Raw genomic sequence first — 19434 nt, forward strand, 5'->3', positions numbered from 1 at the left:
ATATTAACGTACTCAACGAATAGACCGCTTTTATAACTTAAGTTTGATATCTTTCTACCAACAGTTAATCAAAATAAGTAACAAACAGAAATGCCGGTATGGAATTCAAAATCTATACTGGCATTTTTGTTTGAATAAATATTTGATTTTGGAAACTTCAAAAAATATTTTCAATTTCACAATAAACCTGATGAACAATCGTTTTAGTAAAGTTGTTAATGAATTTTAAAGTATCAAAAATTAATTTTATAAGCACTTATTAATGTGTTGCTTATAAAAATCACAAAGGCTTGTCATCCATAGATGGCAAGCCTTTGACCATTTTTCAATACATGATTCAAAGACTACCCTGAAGAGCGGGTTGAGTTGATTAGGGTAAACCAGTAGCCAGTTTCACTACAATTATTATCCGGAATCATTAAATTTGTCATTTCATAAAAATTTTAATCTTTTGCTCCGATGTACACACCTGAGAAACAACAATACTATATAGATCAATCCAAAATTTTTCTCCAAAAACAGGCTACTGTTAAAGATCTCACAGAACTCAGAGATGTACTTACTTTTCATGAAAGAAAATATTACATCGAAGACAATCCTCTGATTTCGGATTTTGAATACGACCAACTATACAAACAGTTGGTTCAAATCGAAGAAGATCATCCGGACCTCATTACGGCTGATTCGCCCACTCAGAGGGTCAGTACAGATTTGTCCGGGGAATTTCAGTCCGTACCACACACTGTACCGATGTTGTCTCTGGACAACTCCTACAATGAAGACGACCTCAATGATTTTGATGCTGCTGTCAAGAAACTGTGTGGACTTTCGGCAGATGCAGATATTGCATACTGCGTAGAACCCAAATATGATGGTGGTAGCATCGCACTTGTATATGAAAATGATGTGTTAGTCAGAGCGGCCACGAGAGGCAACGGTACATATGGTGAAGAAATGACTCCCAATGCCCGCACGCTTCCAAGTATTCCGCTCAGAGCATCATTTTCAGCCAAAGGTATCGTCAAAGCAGAAGTAAGAGGAGAGGCATTGATCAGAAAAGACAATTTTGAACGCATCAACAGGGAAAGAGAGAAGGAAGGTTTGACACTATTTGCCAATCCAAGAAATGCAGCGACTGGTGGACTCAGGACCAAAGATGCCAACGAAACCCGAAAAAGAGGACTTGAAGCCTTTGTTTACCAATTGGCTTATGCTGTAGATAAGGATGGCAATTCTGTATTGCCCACTTTGAAATCTCACTTTTCAGGAATAGAAATGCTTGAAAACATCGGATTTAAGACTCCAAAGGATGAAAAGTCAGTTTGTGCCAATATACAGGAAGTGCATCAGTTTGTAAGATACTGGGAAAAGAAAAGAGATGACTATGAGTATGAAATAGATGGTATGGTGATCAAGGTCAATGACCTTCTGCTCCAGGAAAGGTGCGGATCGACAGCACATCATCCAAGGTGGGCAATTGCTTTTAAATTTAAAGCCAAACAAGCGACCAGCAAACTATTGTCAGTCGAATATCAAGTAGGGAAAATAGGATCCATTACTCCGGTCGCCAAAATTGAACCCGTCTATCTGGCAGGAGTTACAGTGTCGTCCATTTCTCTCCATAATGAAGAATTTATCAAGTCGAAAGATTTGCGGCTTGGTGATACTGTATTGGTAGAACGGGCGGGAGATGTCATCCCTTACATCGTAAAATCCTTTCCTGAGCTTCGTAGTGGTAATGAAGTCGTGATAGAATTTCCGGAGTTTTGCCCGTCAAATCAGACCGGTGTTCCTGTAAAACTTTTGAGAGAAGAGGGAGAAGCAGCCTGGAGATGCCCTGATTGTGTTTGTGGAGCACAGGATTTACAGAAAATGATATTTCATGTCTCTAAAGATGCCATGGAAATTGACGGGTTTGGAAAGTCATATGTAGAAAGATTTTTTGAATTGGGATGGTTACGAGACATCAGTGACATCTACAATCTGGATTATGATAAGATAGCCACGCTCGATGGTTTTGGAAGAAAATCAGCTGAAAATATCAAAAACTCTATCGAGAAAGCAAAACAGAACCCTATCCAAAGGTTGCTGCACTCACTGAGCATCCATCATTTGGGTAAAAAAGCCAGTAAACTCATTGCAGAGCAAATTGATCATGTGTTGGATTTGATCCATTGGGAAGTCGAGCGATTTCTTGAAATAAAAGACATCGGACCTGTTGTCGCTGAAAATGTAAAAGCCTGGTTTTCAGTACAGAAAAATGTGGAAATGCTGAGGAGAATGGAAGCATCCGGTGTGAATCTCACCCAAACCGAAGAGGACAAACCATTGAAGGTATCTGAAGAAGGTGTATTTTATGGTAAAACCATACTATTTACCGGCACACTGCAGACTATGGGTAGAAAAGAAGCTGAAGAACTCGCGGCAAAATCAGGTGCAAAAAACATTTCAGCTGTCAGTTCAAATCTCAATATACTCGTAGTGGGAGAAAATGCAGGATCTAAACTTAAAAAAGCGCAACAACTCGGTACTGTTGAAATATTAACAGAAGAGGAGTTTTTGGCAAAAGTGAAATTAACCTGAGGATAGGTGGATATTTCTAAAATCTGAAGCCAAAAGAGGCCTGAAATCCTACATTGCGGTCAAAGTGGTTACTCAGGATACCTTTTCCAGTGGTTTTGTCTATTTCTTTTCTCAAGTAATCCATTTTATTATTTGAAATATCCCTAAGCCCAAAATCGTACCTCAAACCAAAATAGAATCCTCTGTTGATAAAATATGAAATACCGCCGGTAAGCCCGAAATCCCATCTATTGTACAATTTGCCATCCATTTCTGTAGACGCATAATTATAATAAGCACCTGCATCCCTTGCCAATGTAACGACTATACCGTCTACCCAAACAGAAGCTCCCGATGCATTGTTTGCTATTCCGCCTGCCTCATCCTTGTAGTAATTGTGCACCAAGGACTGTTTGAAGAAAAGACTGTCCTTATTTTTTTCGAAATATATAGTGCCGTTGCCTCTTGGCCCTATCAGATATGAAGCATATAATCCCGCTGATATCTCAATTTTTTTTGTAGCTTGCCATTGTAAAGTTACCGGAATAGTAAGATAGGCATTAGAAATTTTCATTTCAATAGTGGACTTTCCTTTTTCATAAATAAATGCATTACCCAAGGGTATCTTATAAAATGAATCTCCGTCATAGTTATACTTTGAGCCTACTTGTGAATATAAAAACTCTCCCCTGATAGCAAGTCTGTCAGCAAAATTATAAGCATAATTGACTCCAAAATGAAACCCATTGGCGAGCTTAAATTCTTCATTGACCCCGGTCTCAAGTGGTCCTGAAAACTTGGTATAGTTAAGACCCGCACGGATGCCAAAACTCTGGCTGAATCCAAATTGAAAGGTCAATAAAAAACATGCTAAAACGAATATTTTGTTCATACAAAACTGCCTATTATACTTAAAATGGCTACAAAGGTATTAATAATACACCAATTACAGGAGATACTCAGAAATAAAACGAAACTTATTAGTAAATGCAAGCCTAAGTTTTCACAAAAAAATGTTAAATGTTGATCATTTTTTATTTGAGGTATAAATATGTAGTTTTGCGACCTAAATCATTCGCTGAAGGTTATATGAGCAAAAATAAATTAAAAAAATTTGAAGCTATATTGGATTTTCCTCATGTTTATGAAAATTATGACCCAAAACATCCCAAATTAATCCGTTCAAAAGACGAAGTTGTAGACTTAAAAAATAATTGGAATCAGGGACATTTTAAAAATGGGCAGCCTATCATCCTGGAGCTTGCATGCGGTAGAGGTGAGTATACAGAAGCATTAGCAGAGGCGTATCCGGACATCAACTTTATAGGAGTGGATGTAAAAGGAGCCAGAATCTGGAAAGGGGCTACCAATACATTGAATAAAGGTTTAAAGAACGCTGCCTTTCTCAGAACCAGAATTGAGCAATTAGACCTTTTTATGGGAAAAGATGAGGTGGATAGCATATGGATTACATTTCCAGATCCGTTTCTCAGAGAAAGCAAAGAAAACAAAAGGCTAACATCGCCAAGATTTCTCAATATGTATAAAAACATTCTGAAACCAGGAGGTATCTTGCATCTCAAAACGGATGACCCTACACTTTATCAGTTTACGTTGGATACTTTATCAACTTATCAGGGAGCTCGTGTACTTTACCATAATGAAGACATTTATTCAGCTCAGCTACCATATCCTGAACTTGCTTACAAAACCTACTATGAAAAAAGTCATTTGGCTGATGGAAGGAAAATTAAATATGTGAGATTTACTATCAATTAACCTCAATTTTACTCGGTGCCAACTCCCATTTTTTCTGCATTTTCTGCACGCTGTAGTGCAAGGATAATTTCTTCAAGATCACCTTCCACTACAGAATCCAGATTATATATCGTCAGATTAATTCTATGATCGGTGATTCTGTTTTGAGGATAATTGTATGTCCTGATTTTATCTGAGCGATCACCTGTACCGACCAGAGATTTTCTTTTATCTTTTTGTTCCAGATAACTTTTTTCTTTGGCGGCATCCTGGATTTTTACGTAGAGTCTTTGGAGGGCGATTTCGCGGTTTTTGTGTTGGGACCTCGAATCCGTACTTTCTGCCACTATTCCTGTAGGGATATGGGTAAATCTTACTCCGGATTCAGTTTTGTTGACGTGCTGTCCACCTGCACCCTGTGCCCTGAATGTATCTGTCTTCAAATCATCTTTTCTGATGTCGATTTCTTCCTCTTCAAATTTTGGCATTACGGCGACGGTCGCTGCTGATGTATGGACGCGACCTTGTGATTCGGTCTTTGGCACTCTCTGAACTCTATGTGCGCCTGATTCAAATTTCAGTTTGCCATAGACATCAGCTCCATAGACTTCCATCACTATTTTATTGTAGCCACCTACAGACCCGGGATTTTCGTCGATGACTTCTGTTTTCCAGCCCTGACTTTCAAAATATTTGGAATACATCCTGAAAAGGTCTCCTGCGAAAATACTGGCTTCATCTCCACCTGTTCCTGAGCGAATTTCAAAAACTACATCCTTGCTATCTTCGGGGTCTTTTGGAATGAGTAGATAATTGATTTTTTCCTGAAGTTCTTCAAGTTGTGGGTTAAGGTCTGAAAGCTCCGATTCAGCCATTTCACGCATTTCAGGATCAGCATCCTTGAGCATCTCCCTGGCATTGCTGATATGCTCAACAATCATTTTATACTCTCTGTAAGTCTCTATGATTTCAGTGAGGTCTTTATATTCTTTATTGATTTTGGCAAACTGCTTCATGTCTGCCAATACTTCAGGGTCTGAAAGTTTTTCTTCCAGATAGTAGTACCTGTCCTGTATTGTTTCGAGTTTGTCCAGCATTTTTGAATAATAAAGAGATGTATTATTAACAAAAAACCCCTGTAAAAAACTACAAGGGTTTTAGGAAACTTGTGGGCCCACCAGGACTTGAACCTGGGACCACCTGATTATGAGTCAGGTGCTCTAACCAACTGAGCTATAGGCCCGATTTTTTACTTTTTTATCATCCTGCTTTCAGGAGTTTTTTAATCTGCCACCGCTCCTGGGACCATCAAGATTAGCTTGATGCTCTAACCAACTGAGCTATAGGCCCGATTTTTTACTTTTTTATCATCCTGCTTTCAGGAGTTTTTTTAATCTGCCACCGCTCCTGGGACCATCAAGATTAGCTTGATGCTCTAACCAACTGAGCTATAGGCCCGATTTTTTACTTTTTATCATCCTGCTTTCAGGAGTTTTTTAATCTGCCACCGCTCCTGGGACCATCAAGATTAGCTTGATGCTCTAACCAACTGAGCTATAGGCCCGATTTTTTACTTTTTTATCATCCTGCTTTCAGGAGTTTTTTAATCTGCCACCGCTCCTGGGACCATCAAGATTAGCTTGATGCTCTAACCAACTGAGCTATAGGCCCGATTTTTTACTTTTTATCATCCTGCTTTCAGGAGTTTTTTAATCTGCCACCGCTCCTGGGACCATCAAGATTAGCTTGATGCTCTAACCAACTGAGCTATAGGCCCGATTTTTTACTTTTTATCATCCTGCTTTCAGGAGTTTTTTAATCTGCCACCGCTCCTGGGACCATCAAGATTAGCTTGATGCTCTAACCAACTGAGCTATAGGCCCGATTTTTTACTTTTTTATCATCCTGCTTTCAGGAGTTTTTTAATCTGCCACCGCTCCTGGGACCATCAAGATTAGCTTGATGCTCTAACCAACTGAGCTATAGGCCCGATTTTTTATTTTTGCATCCTGCTTTCAGGAGTTTTTTAATCTGCCACCGCTCCTGGGACCATCAAGATTAGCTTCATGCTCTAACCAACTGAGCTATAGGCCCGATTTTTTATTTTTGCATCCTGCTTTCAGGATTTGCGGATGCAAAAGTAGGAAGATTTATTATTATTTCAAGAGTAATTGTTTCTTTTTTTTAATTTATGAAGTGTTAGGTGATATTATTGGGTAAAAAGTATAACACATAAGGCGTTAAAACGATGTTAAATATAGAAAATAGATTATTTTTGTGCAGGTTTTTTCGTTTTGGGTTATAAAATAATGTCCTGAAAGGATCAAATTAAAAATTCATATCAACCGACTAAAATGAATCTTAGAACTCTATCCATATTAGTTTCAATTATATTTTTGAGCGTACTACATATTTCCGCCCAGAAAAAAACTGAACCCATCAAGGTGATTGAGTTTTCCGGGATTGTATTTGAAGAAGATAAAAACGGCACTCCCATACCTCTTCCTTATACCAACGTTGCTGTGAAAGGTACAAGCAGAGGTGCATCAGCAGACAATAATGGCTTTTTCTCATTTGTTGCCCTTGCCGGAGAAACGATTGTGTTTTCCAGGATAGGGTATAAAACAGTAGAAGTCATAGTTCCTGACACTCTCAATTCAGAAAAATATAAGTGGATGCAACCCATGTCTGAGGACAACATTCTTCTGCCTGAAGCGGTGATTTTTCCTTGGCCGAGTAAAGAGCACTTTAAACAGGAGTTTTTGGAAATCGATATCACCAATGAATTAAGAGAAAATGCCATCGCTAATCTTGCTGAAGAAAAAATGAGAGAACTCAGATATTCAGTACCTGTTGATGGCAAAGAAGCATCGTCTATGGTCATCAAGCAGCAGGCAAATGATTATGTCTACACTGGTCAGATGAGACCTCAAAATATATTTAATCCACTTGCCTGGAAAAAATTTATAGATGCCTGGAGAAGAGGAGATTTCAAAAAGAAAGATAAAAAGTAAATTTTTCTTTTCCCATTTTAAGGGTCTTTCAATATATATACTCAAAATAAATTGGTTTGCGAAAAATTCATCTACTATTGTATTCATTTTGAGGAAAATGGCGATAGAATTATTTTTAAAATAAAGACATGAGTACCATCGTCTTTAGAAAAATAAATTCTCGTCAGTATAACCTATACATGTTTACTTGTCCATTCAGGAAAATAGCCAGTTAATCCTACTTTTCTGATTTGGATATATGTAACCAGATTCCTTACCTTTGCCGCCAAATTAAAACAGGAAAAATTGAAAATTACAGAATATTTTAATAAATCTAAAGGAAATACCCTTGTATCGTTTGAAGTATTGCCACCTCTGAAAGGCGGCAGCATGTCTGATATTTTTAATACACTTGACCCATTGATGGAATTCAAGCCTCCTTTTATAGACGTAACCTATCATAGAGAAGAATTCGTCTACAATAAAAGAGAAAGCGGGTACTACGAAAAAACTGCAATCAGAAAAAGACCAGGAACAGTTGGCATCTGTGCCTCCATTATGCACAGATATGGTATCGACGCCATTCCCCATCTTATCTGCGGAGGATTCAGTATAGAAGAGACAGAAAATGCCCTGATAGATCTGAATTTTCTTGGTATCAATAATGTATTGGCACTTAGAGGAGACGCCCGTCAGTTTGAGGACAAATTTATAGCTGAGCCAAATGGACACAAATATGCCGTTGATCTTGTAAAACAGGTACAACATATGAATCAAGGCATCTATTTGGACAGTAATATTGAAAAAGGAACTCCTACTGATTTTTGTATTGGTGTGGCAGGATATCCGGAAAAACACTTTGAAGCTCCTAATTTTGCTATGGATATAGAATATCTGAAGAAAAAAATAGATGCAGGTGCCAGCTATATAGTGACTCAAATGTTTTTTGACAATGCCAATTTTTTCAAATTCAGAGATGCATGCATCGAAGCGGGTATCACCGTACCCATCGTACCGGGTTTAAAACCCATCACCCGCAAATATCAGTTATCATCTATCCCCAGGAAATTTTTTATCAATTTTCCAGAAGATCTTGTCAAAGAAGTCAATAAAACTGAAGATAAAGATATAAAAAAGATTGGCATCGAATGGTGCATCGCACAGTGTAAGGAACTGAAAGCATCAGGTGTACCATGCATCCATTTTTATACTATGGGAGATGCAGACACCACATATAAGATAGTGGAGAAGATATAAGGCAGATAAGAGTAAAGGTTTGCGCAAAAAAAATCTCGTTCAGGAATAAAAGTTTGAACTTACTCAAAATAGAGAGAAGCCATTTCAGATCTTTGAAATGGCTTCTCTCTATTACACTTTAATCAGATTTACCTGATCAAAATTACTTACTTAGGTGCGACGGCCGTCGTTGTAATTCCTAGCTTATCTTTAACCATCTTTGTAGCATCAGATGCAGGATCTGAGTAAAGGATAACTCCCATACCGGAATCAAAGATATACAAAAATCCATTTTCTGTAGCCACATCCTTGATGGCTTTGTTGACCCTATCCTGAATAGGCTTTAGTAACTCTTCTGTTTTAGCGTAAATTTTGTCCTGACTTGATTTCTCAAATTCACCGAGCTTTGCCTCTTCGAGTTTTAGAAGAGCAGATTGTTTTTCGATTTCTACAGGAGCGAGTTCGCCGGATTGTTGTTTTTTCTGTAAGTCCTGATACTTAGTTTGAAGTTCTTTGACCATGTCTTCACCTTTTTTCTGAAACATGGTTTTCATCACTTCAATATCTGAATTGGCTTGTTTTACTTCGGGCAGGGACGCCAATATTTCCTGCGAATTGATGTATCCTATTTTTTGGGCATTTGTAGCTGCCAAGGTTAAAAACAGGAAAGACATAATGGAATAAATTCTGTTCATTTGATGAAAAGTTGATTGGTTTGTTTTAAAAAATATTGTTATTTAATATTGAGTCTCTTCTTAAGATCCGCTGTTTTGTCATACTCGGCATTTGAAAATAAAAGTCCTGTTGCTCCGCCCTTATCAAATATGATATCATATCCCCTGTCAGCAGCATAAGATTCTATAGCAGCAAATACTTTTTCCTGAATAGGTGCTACCATCTCTTGTCTTTTTTTAAATAATGCACCTTCGGGTCCAAATTTTGCTTTTTGCATTTCACGTACTTCATTTTCCTTTTTGATGATTTCCTCTTCCCTTCTTGTCTTATCATCCATACTCAGGAGCACTTGTTCTGCCTGGAACTTATTGTACATACTTTTTACTTTATCAAATTCCTGAGCAATCTCTTGTCTCCACCCTGCAGCTATTTTGTCTAATTCTGTCTGAGCATTCTGGTACTCCGGCATAGCTGATAGAACATCATTAATATCTACCAAAGCTATTTTTTGAGCATGTACACTCATCGACGCAACCAGAATAATTAATATTGAAAATATAAAATTTTTTGTTTTCATTTTGAATAATTGAAAGATTTTTAAAAAATTTTGCCAAAAGTACAACATTATCACAATGTTACTGCATTTAAGACAATTCCGATGCTGTAAAAGTTACATAATATAAAACTTTAAGCTTTATTTAAAACTATATAAAATACTGTAATACAACATATTAAATACGATTATATTGATGCTGTATAACTATATTTAACTTTAGTTTAACGACCGATTTATGTATTTTGTTATACGCAAAATGATTTTTTTAGTGTGGAAGTTATAAAAATCATTTGAGTATTGAAAAAATAAGAGCGCTCTAAAAATAAGCCAAATCAAAGTTTTTTTTTGACATTCATCACAGTAAATGGCTCTAATAGTTTGTGAATGTAACAAATTGCACTTTTTTGTAAAAAGATAATTACTGTTATGTTAACCACGAAATGAAATTAGTTTTCGCCATTTCCCTCCACATACCCCCAGCCCTAAAGGGGAGATCAGCCCGCTGAAGGAAGAGTTATTGGGTGAGGCGTCCTTTTTGGGAATAAGCCTGCCTGCTTAGGCCTACTTAGGCAGGGGTAGCGGTGAATAAGTAATTGTGCAATGTGTTATACACACAATAGTTTTTACAACATCATGAACTTCTTGTAAAAGAATTATATTTGCAGCCAAATCATTAAATGCTATAATGTATGCCCCGATTTGTTATCGACGGTACAAAACTGAAAATTGAAGATATATATCTGCTTGCTTCCGGTGACATAAAGCTTACCTTATCTGAGGAAGTGAGAGAAAAGATATCAAAAAACCGTAGGTATCTTGAGACGGTACTTGAAGACCCAAATCAGATCATTTATGGAATCAATACTGGATTTGGTGCTTTGTGCAATGTCAAAATATCTGATGCTAATCTGGAAAAACTACAGGAAAATCTGGTTCTGTCACATGCATGTGGTGTAGGCGAGTTGGTGCCTCAAGAGATTTGCAAAATGATATTATTGCTCAAAATCATCAATCTATCTTTTGGGTATTCGGGTATCAGGCCTGAACTCATTGAAAAGTTGATTGAGTTGTATAATGCCGGCATTTATCCTGTTATTTTTCAATTGGGATCACTTGGGGCATCCGGCGATCTGGCTCCTCTGGCACATCTTTCGCTTCCTCTGATCGGTCAGGGCACGGTGTATTTTGAAGGAAATATACAGCCTTCCCGATTAGTTATGGATAAGTGTGGAATCTCAGGAATCACTCTAAAATCCAAAGAAGGATTGGCACTGCTGAACGGAACGCAGTTTTCATTGGCATACGCCGGAGTGATTGCTGCAGAAGCAAAAGCGATTTTTCATATTGCCAATAAGATAGCAGCTTTATCTATGGATGCATTTGTATGTGATATCTCACCATTTGATCCATTGATACATCACATAAGGCCTCACCAAGGACAAATAGTTGCAGCAGAAGAAATATTTAGTTATCTGGTCCGGAGCGGGATAAGAAAGAAAAAAAGATATAGTGTTCAGGACCCTTACTCGTTCCGATGTGTACCGCAAGTGCATGGAGCGGGCTTAAACGCTATATTGCATGCCAGCGATGTGATCAATACCGAAATAAATGCAGTGACCGACAATCCCAATATTTTTGACGATGATGACAAAATTCTCAGTGGCGGCAACTTCCATGCTCAACCGCTGGCATTGGTTTTGGATTATATTTGTATCGCCATCGCTGAATTTGGAAGTATTTCTGAAAGAAGAATCTATCAACTGATCAACGGTGAGCGAGGTCTTCCTGAATTTCTGACAAAATATCCGGGTCTGGATTCAGGTTTTATGATTGCGCAATATACCGCTGCTTCTATTGTATCTCAAAATAAACAATACTGTACGCCGGCATCAGTGGACTCCATAGTGTCCAGCAAAGGTCAGGAAGACCATGTCAGCATGGCAGCAAATGCTGCGACCAAAGCCTTCAAAGTACTCAACAATGTAAAAACAATAATGGCGATAGAACTGCTTGTAGCCGTACAGGCATTTGAATACAGAAGGCCTTTAAAATCATCAGAACCACTTGAAGCAGTGATGACAGAGGTGAGAAGTAAGGTACCTATTCTCGAAGAGGACAGATTAATGCATGATGATATAATTATCGCTGAAAATATCATCCAAAACTGGATAGTACAATATTGTCTAAACCACCAATAATTATTTGGCCTGAGCAGCCAGCATCTTGCCCAACAACTTACCCATGCGCATAGCCTGTTCGAAGTCACCATCGATTTTCAACCTACCCTGAATAAAGGCGGTTTGTACATCCAGATTACCTGATGCTATTCTCTGGAGATATTCTTCATTGACGGTAAATGTGGCATCCACACTTTCATCTTTTCCTTTTGTCACCTTGCCGGGATAGACACTGATATCGACCACCCACTCTGTTGATTCTTCGCCATTGATGATAAATTGAAATTTGCCACTTTTGGGTTTTCCATTGTCAGGAAGAGATTTTAAAAATGTGCCCAGACTTTCAAACAATTTATCAGATTCCGGTTTGACTGCTTTTTTTCTGACAATTTTTTTCTTTTTCTTTTGATATTCAAGAGCTGCAGCTTCAAGTTCATTGGCAGATTCGCGCAGATACACAGTAAACTGATCCAAATCCGGCATAGAGTTGGTATCAGATACAGGGCTAATGGTGATATGACCATCATAACTGAGGATAGTGATGATCAGGCCCATTCCGTCTATGATGGGTGCAGATCCCATGATCGTGATCATCTTGTGGCCACTGACATATAGCGGCATCTGAGGTCCCGGTACATTGGTGATGGTCACATTAAACATCGGTTTATGGAATTCAGAGATTTTGTAGCGGGAGTAAAGTCGTGCTGCCTGATTGGCAATGCCAAATGGAATGGCGTTCGCCATCTGAGAGAGTGTTTTGGCCCCGATGGCTCCCTGATAGTTTTTGCCTCTGTTATTGTTTTCGTGGATGGTTTCAAGTCTTTCGATCGGATCTTCTACATTGGTCGCAATTTGCACCAACATAGCAGAAATCTGGTTATCTGTACTTCCTTCATCTTTTTTTCTAGTGGAAATCGGTACTAATGAAACCAATGATTTTTCAGGAAGTTTTCCTTTTTCATCTAGATATCGTCTCAATGCCCCGGAACAAATAGCCAGCAATACATCATTGAGCGTAGTGCCCATGATGTTTTTGATATTCTGGACGCGAGGTAGTGACAAAATAGCTGAATTCCATTTTCTGACTCCCGATATAATACCATTTAAAGGAGTAGCAGGCGCTGTGAAAGGTGCAGTTGGCAATTCGCTTCCCTGCATTCTTGATAACACACCAGCCCTCACAGTTGCTTTGAGTGCATCAGTGATGATCTTTGGAAACTTAAAAGGATCCCGGGCAAAGCTCATGGTACTGTTGATGAGCAGTTCGATGTGATTGGGTAGTGGAGATGGCTTATAAGGTTTTGGAGGTGGAATTTCTTTTTTTTCAGGGGTAAAGTCCAGAAACAGGCTCATCAATCCGGCGCCACCCACTCCATCTATAGCCACATGATGAATGGTGGATATAATTGCCACTGAGCCGGGAGGAACCTGAGGCATATTGTCCAAACCTTCTACAAAAACCATAGACCACAGTGGTCTGTTTTGATCAAACGGTTCGCTGAATATCTGTGAAGCTATCTTACGGAGTTCCTTCCAGCTACCTGGTTTAGGTAAGGCAATATGTTTTATATGAAGGTCTATATCAAAATTAGGATCATCCACCCAATATGGGTAATCGATCGACATAGGTACGTAGATGAGCCGTTGATGCAATTTCGGAAACTGATGAATTCTGGAATGCACCGTATCTTTAAATGTCTGAAAATCAATAGATCCTTCAATGACTATAACTGAACCTATATTCATCGGACTCGTAGGTGTCTCTGTATATAGGAAAGTGGCATCCATTCCCGAAATGGGAGTGAGTGTTTCTTTTGCCAACCCTTCTAATATTTTGTCTAGCATAAATAATAATTTACAATCCTATAAAACTGTAAAAATAAGTAAAAGTGTATATCAAATTGCAGGATTGGAACTAAATTGAATTAAATTTTTAAAAATTGCATTATCCTAAAATCTTACGGAGAGTTGTTTTAAGATTTTTATGTTTGCGAAATGTTTTTTAAACATAAGTTTATACATAAAAAGTTCCGGACAAGATGTTGAAATCTCATCCGGGACTTTAGTTTAAAGGATTTTAAGACTAATTATTAGAACTGCGCAGTTTCTGTACTTTCTGCAAGGGCAGTAGTAGAAGAATCTTTTCTGACCACATTTTGAAGATAATCCCAGTAACCTGTACCTACAAATCCCTGATGTTTGATGGCTTCAAATCCGGATTCCTGCATTTTGAACTCTCTCTGCTGTAATTCTGAATACCCCAGCATGCCCCTTTCTTTGTAATTTCTTGCCAATTCGAACATCGATAGATTCAGTGCATGGAAGCCTGCCAATGTGATAAACTGGAACTTATACCCTAATTTTGCCAGATTGTCTCTGAACAACAGCATACGTTCTTCATTGAGATATTTTGCCCAGTTGAAGGAAGGAGAGCAATTGTAAGCCAGCAATTTACCGGGGAATTTTTCGTGGACAGCTTCTGCAAATTCTTTTGCAAGTCCAATGTCCGGATTGGAAGTCTCCATCCAGATAAGGTCAGCATAAGGTGCATAGGAGTGTGCCCTGGAAATACATTGCTCCAAACCATTTTTCACTCTGAAGAAACCTTCAGAAGTTCTTTCTCCTGTGATAAATGCATGATCTCTCGGGTCAGCATCAGTGGTAAGCAGGTCTGCAGCTTCAGCATCCGTTCGTGCAATAAGTACTGTGGGTACACCACATACATCAGAAGCAAGTCTGGCCGCTATGAGTTTGTCTATAGCCTCCTGAGTGGGTACCAGTACTTTTCCGCCCAAGTGACCGCATTTTTTTGCTGATGAAAGTTGGTCTTCAAAATGTACTCCTGATGCACCGGCTTCGATCATTTGCTTCATCAACTGATAAGCGTTCAAATTTCCTCCAAATCCGGCTTCTGCATCTGCCACGATAGGCAACATATAGTCGATATTGACCTTACCTCTTGTGCTTTCGATCTGATCACGTCTGAGAAGCGCGTTATTTATTCTGCGTACTACTGACGGAACTGAGTTGGCAGGATATATTGACTGGTCAGGAAACATATCCTCATTGAGGTTTGCGTCAGCTGCTACTTGCCATCCTGACAAATAGATAGCATTGAGCCCTGCCATAGCTTCCTGAATGGCTTGATTGCCTGTAAGCGCACCCAATCCGGCGACATAAGGCTCATGGTGGAGTTTATGCCATAACTTTTCAGCTCCCATTTTTGCAATGGTGTACTCAATGTCATATGACCCTCTCAGGGCAAGTACTTCTTCAGCTGTATATGGTCTTTTGATACCCGTCCATCTGATGTTAGTTGCCCAATCTTGTTTGATTTTTTCTATTCGTTGTGCATTCATTATGAAATAATTTTAATGGTTAGATAAGATAATATTTAGTTTGGAAATTTTATAATTAAGAAATATAACTATACGCAGGTAGTGTAAGGAAGTCTTTGTACTCTTCATCAAGCACTAAGTTGTCAAAAATTTCAATGGCATCTTTAAATTTGAAATTGGGGTACTGATCTACTCCAAACTCAACTTTGATAGATTCGATTTCTTCTTTCTTTAATTGTTGGTACAACTCTCTTGTGATAATGCGCCCGTCGTCAAGGTGAGATTTATTTTTTATCCATTGCCATAGTTGTGTTCTGGAAATTTCTGCTGTAGCAGCATCTTCCATCAGATTGCGTATGGCTACTGCTCCGTTTCCTCTCAACCAACTCTCCAGGTATCTTATTCCGACATAGATATTTGTTCTCAATCCCTTTTCTGTGATGGTTCCTTTCGGAATTTCGAGTAAGTGTTTGGAAGTGATGGGGTCAATTTTATGTCTGATATGGATTTGATTCGGACAAGTCATGTGTTCATCAAATACTTTCATAGCCACAGGCACAAGTCCCGGATGAGCTACCCATGTGCCATCATGGCCATTTTTGACTTCTCTGAGCTTGTCCTGAATGATGTTTTCTATGACTGCATTATTGGCTTTTTCATCACTTTTTATAGGTATAAATGCTGCCATACCACCTATAGCAGGTGCTTTTCTGCTATGACAGGTGTCGATGACCAGTTTTGAGTAGGATTCCATAAATGGTGTGGCCATAGTAACCTGGCTCCTATCAGGAAGTACAAAACCTTCAAAGTTTTTAAATTTTTTAATAAAAGAAAATATGTAATCCCAACGCCCACAGTTAAGCCCTGCAGAGTGATTTTTTAATTCATATAAGATTTCATCCATTTCAAATGAAGCCAGTATTGTCTCAATAAGGACGGTAGCTTTTATAGTTCCTTGTGGTATCCTGAGATAATCCTGTGCAAATACAAAGACATCATTCCAAAGTCGGGCTTCCAGGTGACTCTCGAGCTTTGGCAAATAAAAATACGGGCCCGAAAGCCTTTTGATCAGTTCGGCAGCATTATGGAAAAAGTACAGGCCAAAATCCACAAGACTTCCACTCAATGGCTGACCAGCAATGTACAAATTTTTCTCTTCGAGATGCCATCCTCGGGGACGAACCAATAATGTGGCAGTCTTTTCATTTAAGGTATATGCTTTATTGGATACAGGGTCTGTGTACGAAATCTGGCGTCTTATGGCGTCGTAGAGATTGATTTGACCTTCTATGACATTGGACCATACAGGACTATTTGCATCTTCAAAGTCAGCCATAAATACTTTTGCGCCGGAATTTAGGGCATTGATGATCATTTTTCGGTCTACAGGTCCGGTGATTTCTACTCTTCGATCCTGCAAATCATGGGGCAGCGGTGCAATATACCACTCAGATTCACGGATCTTTTTTGTAGTATCTGAGAAGTTAGGCATAATACCTGAGTCAATTTCTTTTTGTTTTCTCTTTCTTTGGTTGAGTAGTTCGACCCTTTGATGATTAAATTTTTGATGAAGCAGGGATAAAAATTCCAATGCTTCATCAGTCAGAACAGCCATGTATTGGTCATTGGTGCTGTTGCAAATTTCAATTTGTTGTGTTTCCAGTAACATGATAGTACTTTTTATTGATTATAAAAACATGTATTTAGCAAATATTGCGCAATGTACGAATAATATTTTATTAGCGTATTTTTCGCTGATAAAAATTATTTCTTTTTTAGAATATTACTTTTAAAGTTGTGTTTTTTACGCTTTTTACAGATATTTTGTTAATTTTGTAACTATTTTTTTACATATTTTTGATCAACATGGAACAAGACCGGATTATAAAATTGATTTTTGCATTTAAGGTAAAGTATTATCGGACCATCAAAAATGCTTCTTATCAGGAGTTGTCAGAAAAGTCCGGTATTTCACTTTCTTACCTTCATGATATTGAAAAAGCTAAAAAATATCCAACTCCTTCTAAGATAAATGCATTGGCGAGTGCTTTGGGTATGCCTTATGACGAACTTGTATCCACGACAGTAGATAAGAGATTGCAACCTATTGTTGATTTGATCGCCAGTGATTTTTTTCAGATTTTCCCATGGAGATGTTTGGACTGACACCGTCGGCCCTCTTTGACTTATTTACTGAAATGCCTGATAAAATCAATGCATTCATAAGTACCTTGTTTAAAATAGCGCGTACATACTCTGTATCAAAAGAAAATTTTTATGTTGCGGCACTACGTTCTTATCAGGACTTTTATGATAATTATTTTGGCGAACTGGAAATAGCAGCCACAAATTTTATAAAAAATCTTGATCAGGAAGAAATGTCAACAAATGTTCTTAAGCAGTTCCTTTATGATAATTATGGAGTGAGCACTGACATGGACCAGATCAATGCATATGTCGATCTGAAAGGATTGCGTTCATATTATAGTGTAAAATACAATAAACTATATATCAATAATGAACTGTCTGATGAAAGAATTATGTTTCTATTATTGAGGGAGATCGCCTTTCAGTATTTACAAATAAAAACCCGGCCATATTTTACTACTATTTTGGAAACCGACAATTTTGAAAAGATATTGAACAATTTTAAATCTTCTTATTTTGCTTCTGCATGCCTGATGCCGGAAAAAAACATGATCAGTGACATTCGTAAAGTGACAACACAATCCAGATGGTCTCCTGATCTTTTTTTCGAAATGCTGAAAAAGTACAAGGTCACACCGGAAATGCTGATGCAAAGGATAACCAACATTGTTTCAGGTCACTTTGGCATCAATTCTCTGTTTTTTATACGCTTGCACCACAATACTGAAAGAAAGTATTACAGAATGAGCAAAGAAATCCACTTGTCCCGATTGCACAATCCATACAGCAGTGAGATGGATGAACACTATTGCAGGAGATGGCTTTCGGTAGGACTGGTTGAAGAATTGAAACAAAAAGGTGCTGATCACGACATATTGATAGATGCGCAGATATCGCAATACAACGACACCCCGAATTCATACTTTTGTATTACGGTAGCATATAAGGAGCAAAGAAATCCGGTTTTCGATTATACGAGCATCACTATTGGTTTTTATATGGACAATCATCTGAGAGCCCACTTTAAGATGGTAGACGACCCAAAGGTTCAGCAAAAGATAGTGCATACTACATGCGAGCGTTGCAATATTATGGATTGTACAGAACGTGTAGTGCCACCCACCATCATTTTTAATAAGGAGAAAAATGACACGCTCCTCAAAGCAGTGTCTAATCTATGCTAGTGTTATGTTTGATTTTCCTAATTAATTATTCACTTCGTTTTTTTCAAACTCTATGATCAAATGTTTTGAGAGCAGTATCTTTACAGACGTATTGATATCATAGATTTGTCGATAAATATGCTTATTTTCAATGTGCTGTTTTATCTGTTTACGATAGTTTTTCCAGCTAAAAAACCAGATCAAAGGGTAGAATATCATCAATAGAGCAGACGTACTGGTCGCTTCTGACTGATGGATAGTTTTGATTTTTAAACCATTGATGGCAGCCAGTACCCTGATTCTCAGAATACCTGAAATAAAGATTTTGTTGAAATATCCGTTGCCGGTTCCCGGCCACTGCACATAAGCATTGGTTTCATCCGGCAAGGGATTGGAGTAGTGCTCACTCTCTGTTACAAACTGAGAAAATCTGCTCCTCAAAGATGAAGGATTTGGAGTAGTCAGAATGAACAATCCATTTTTATCAAGAATTCGGGATACTTCCCTAAAGAAGTGGTATTGATCGGGTAAGTGTTCAAATGTTTCCGAAAGAATTACAATATCGGCCATCCCATCGCCAATATCAAAATCTTTACTCAAATCTATATTTCCTGCATCCAAATGTTTGTACTGATTGTGCTCAGGAAATAAATCCAATGCTTTGACGATGCTGCCACACTCATAAAAAAGGTTGGCTATATATCCGCTTCCGGCAGAAAGATCATACACTTTTTTACCTCTCAGTGTATCTTTCCTGGTATCTGTCAGAGCCTTGAAAAATTTGATCGCATTTCCCCGTGTGTGCGGTATATCATTTATGTCCATAAA

Annotated in this window: 15 protein-coding genes and 1 tRNA gene; 7 read left to right on the plus strand and 9 right to left on the minus strand. The window is 38.2% G+C overall.

Translation table 11 applies throughout. The features are described 5' to 3' along the window. Nucleotides 1-459: 459 nt before the first annotated feature. On the plus strand, nucleotides 460-2583 hold the full coding sequence (gene ligA / locus IPK35_01300; protein MBK8051934.1) for an NAD-dependent DNA ligase LigA: 2124 nt from the start codon (nucleotides 460-462) through the stop codon (nucleotides 2581-2583). 16 nt (nucleotides 2584-2599) lie between these two features. On the opposite strand, the gene IPK35_01305 is transcribed toward ligA, so the two are convergent. After that, nucleotides 2600-3454, minus strand: a complete 855-nt coding sequence (locus tag IPK35_01305) for a PorT family protein (GenBank protein ID MBK8051935.1) — start codon at nucleotides 3452-3454, stop codon at nucleotides 2600-2602. A gap of 197 nt (nucleotides 3455-3651) precedes the next feature. Between IPK35_01305 and trmB the strand changes: the two genes are divergently transcribed. Beyond that, nucleotides 3652-4341: a tRNA (guanosine(46)-N7)-methyltransferase TrmB gene (gene trmB, locus IPK35_01310; protein MBK8051936.1), complete on the plus strand. Its 690-nt coding sequence runs from the start codon at nucleotides 3652-3654 to the stop codon at nucleotides 4339-4341. An 8-nt stretch (nucleotides 4342-4349) separates the two neighbouring features. Here trmB and prfA read toward each other — a convergent pair whose 3' ends face one another. Both prfA and IPK35_01320 read right to left on the minus strand, forming a co-directional pair. After that, a complete protein-coding gene (gene prfA, locus IPK35_01315; protein ID MBK8051937.1) occupies nucleotides 4350-5417 on the minus strand; it encodes a peptide chain release factor 1 in 1068 nt (355 codons plus the stop codon). Between the two features lie 72 nt (nucleotides 5418-5489). Continuing rightward, nucleotides 5490-5563 (minus strand) — tRNA-Ile (locus IPK35_01320). 1111 nt (nucleotides 5564-6674) lie between these two features. Between IPK35_01320 and IPK35_01325 the strand changes: the two genes are divergently transcribed. Together IPK35_01325 and metF are read left to right on the plus strand one after the other, a co-directional pair. Further along, nucleotides 6675-7334, plus strand: coding sequence for a carboxypeptidase-like regulatory domain-containing protein (locus tag IPK35_01325; GenBank protein ID MBK8051938.1), 660 nt, complete (start codon nucleotides 6675-6677; stop codon nucleotides 7332-7334). Between the two features lie 285 nt (nucleotides 7335-7619). Continuing rightward, the gene (metF, locus tag IPK35_01330; protein MBK8051939.1) at nucleotides 7620-8570 is read left to right on the plus strand and encodes a methylenetetrahydrofolate reductase [NAD(P)H]; all 951 of its coding nucleotides are present in this window, start codon (nucleotides 7620-7622) and stop codon (nucleotides 8568-8570) included. Nucleotides 8571-8716: 146 nt separating this feature from the next. Here the strand turns inward: metF and IPK35_01335 are convergent, their stop codons facing one another. Together IPK35_01335 and IPK35_01340 are read right to left on the minus strand one after the other, a co-directional pair. Continuing rightward, nucleotides 8717-9244 (minus strand): OmpH family outer membrane protein, encoded by a 528-nt coding sequence (locus tag IPK35_01335; protein ID MBK8051940.1) that lies wholly within the window; start codon nucleotides 9242-9244, stop codon nucleotides 8717-8719. A 38-nt stretch (nucleotides 9245-9282) separates the two neighbouring features. Next, the gene (locus IPK35_01340; protein ID MBK8051941.1) at nucleotides 9283-9801 is read right to left on the minus strand and encodes an OmpH family outer membrane protein; all 519 of its coding nucleotides are present in this window, start codon (nucleotides 9799-9801) and stop codon (nucleotides 9283-9285) included. A 668-nt stretch (nucleotides 9802-10469) separates the two neighbouring features. On the opposite strand from IPK35_01340, the gene hutH reads away from it, so the two are divergent. Next, nucleotides 10470-11978, plus strand: coding sequence for a histidine ammonia-lyase (gene hutH / locus IPK35_01345; GenBank protein MBK8051942.1), 1509 nt, complete (start codon nucleotides 10470-10472; stop codon nucleotides 11976-11978). On the opposite strand, the gene IPK35_01350 is transcribed toward hutH, so the two are convergent. The 3 genes from IPK35_01350 to aceB form a co-directional block, all read right to left on the minus strand. Then, complete coding sequence (locus IPK35_01350) at nucleotides 11979-13802, minus strand: wax ester/triacylglycerol synthase family O-acyltransferase (GenBank protein MBK8051943.1); 1824 nt, start codon at nucleotides 13800-13802, stop codon at nucleotides 11979-11981. It lies immediately after the preceding gene. Between the two features lie 245 nt (nucleotides 13803-14047). Next, nucleotides 14048-15316 (minus strand): isocitrate lyase, encoded by a 1269-nt coding sequence (gene aceA / locus IPK35_01355; GenBank protein MBK8051944.1) that lies wholly within the window; start codon nucleotides 15314-15316, stop codon nucleotides 14048-14050. A 55-nt stretch (nucleotides 15317-15371) separates the two neighbouring features. Further along, nucleotides 15372-16964, minus strand: a complete 1593-nt coding sequence (gene aceB, locus IPK35_01360) for a malate synthase A (protein ID MBK8051945.1) — start codon at nucleotides 16962-16964, stop codon at nucleotides 15372-15374. A 197-nt stretch (nucleotides 16965-17161) separates the two neighbouring features. Between aceB and IPK35_01365 the strand changes: the two genes are divergently transcribed. Further along, entirely contained in the window at nucleotides 17162-17461 is a 300-nt protein-coding gene (locus tag IPK35_01365) for a helix-turn-helix transcriptional regulator (protein ID MBK8051946.1), read from the plus strand. Then, nucleotides 17449-18627, plus strand: a complete 1179-nt coding sequence (locus IPK35_01370) for an ImmA/IrrE family metallo-endopeptidase (protein MBK8051947.1) — start codon at nucleotides 17449-17451, stop codon at nucleotides 18625-18627. Before IPK35_01365 ends, IPK35_01370 begins: the two co-directional genes overlap by 13 nt. 21 nt (nucleotides 18628-18648) lie before the next feature. Here IPK35_01370 and IPK35_01375 read toward each other — a convergent pair whose 3' ends face one another. Then, nucleotides 18649-19431 (minus strand): class I SAM-dependent methyltransferase, encoded by a 783-nt coding sequence (locus IPK35_01375; protein MBK8051948.1) that lies wholly within the window; start codon nucleotides 19429-19431, stop codon nucleotides 18649-18651. Nucleotides 19432-19434 lie beyond the last annotated feature (3 nt).

It is taken from the genome of Saprospiraceae bacterium, from assembly GCA_016713025.1.
Lineage (GTDB): Bacteria > Bacteroidota > Bacteroidia > Chitinophagales > Saprospiraceae > OLB9.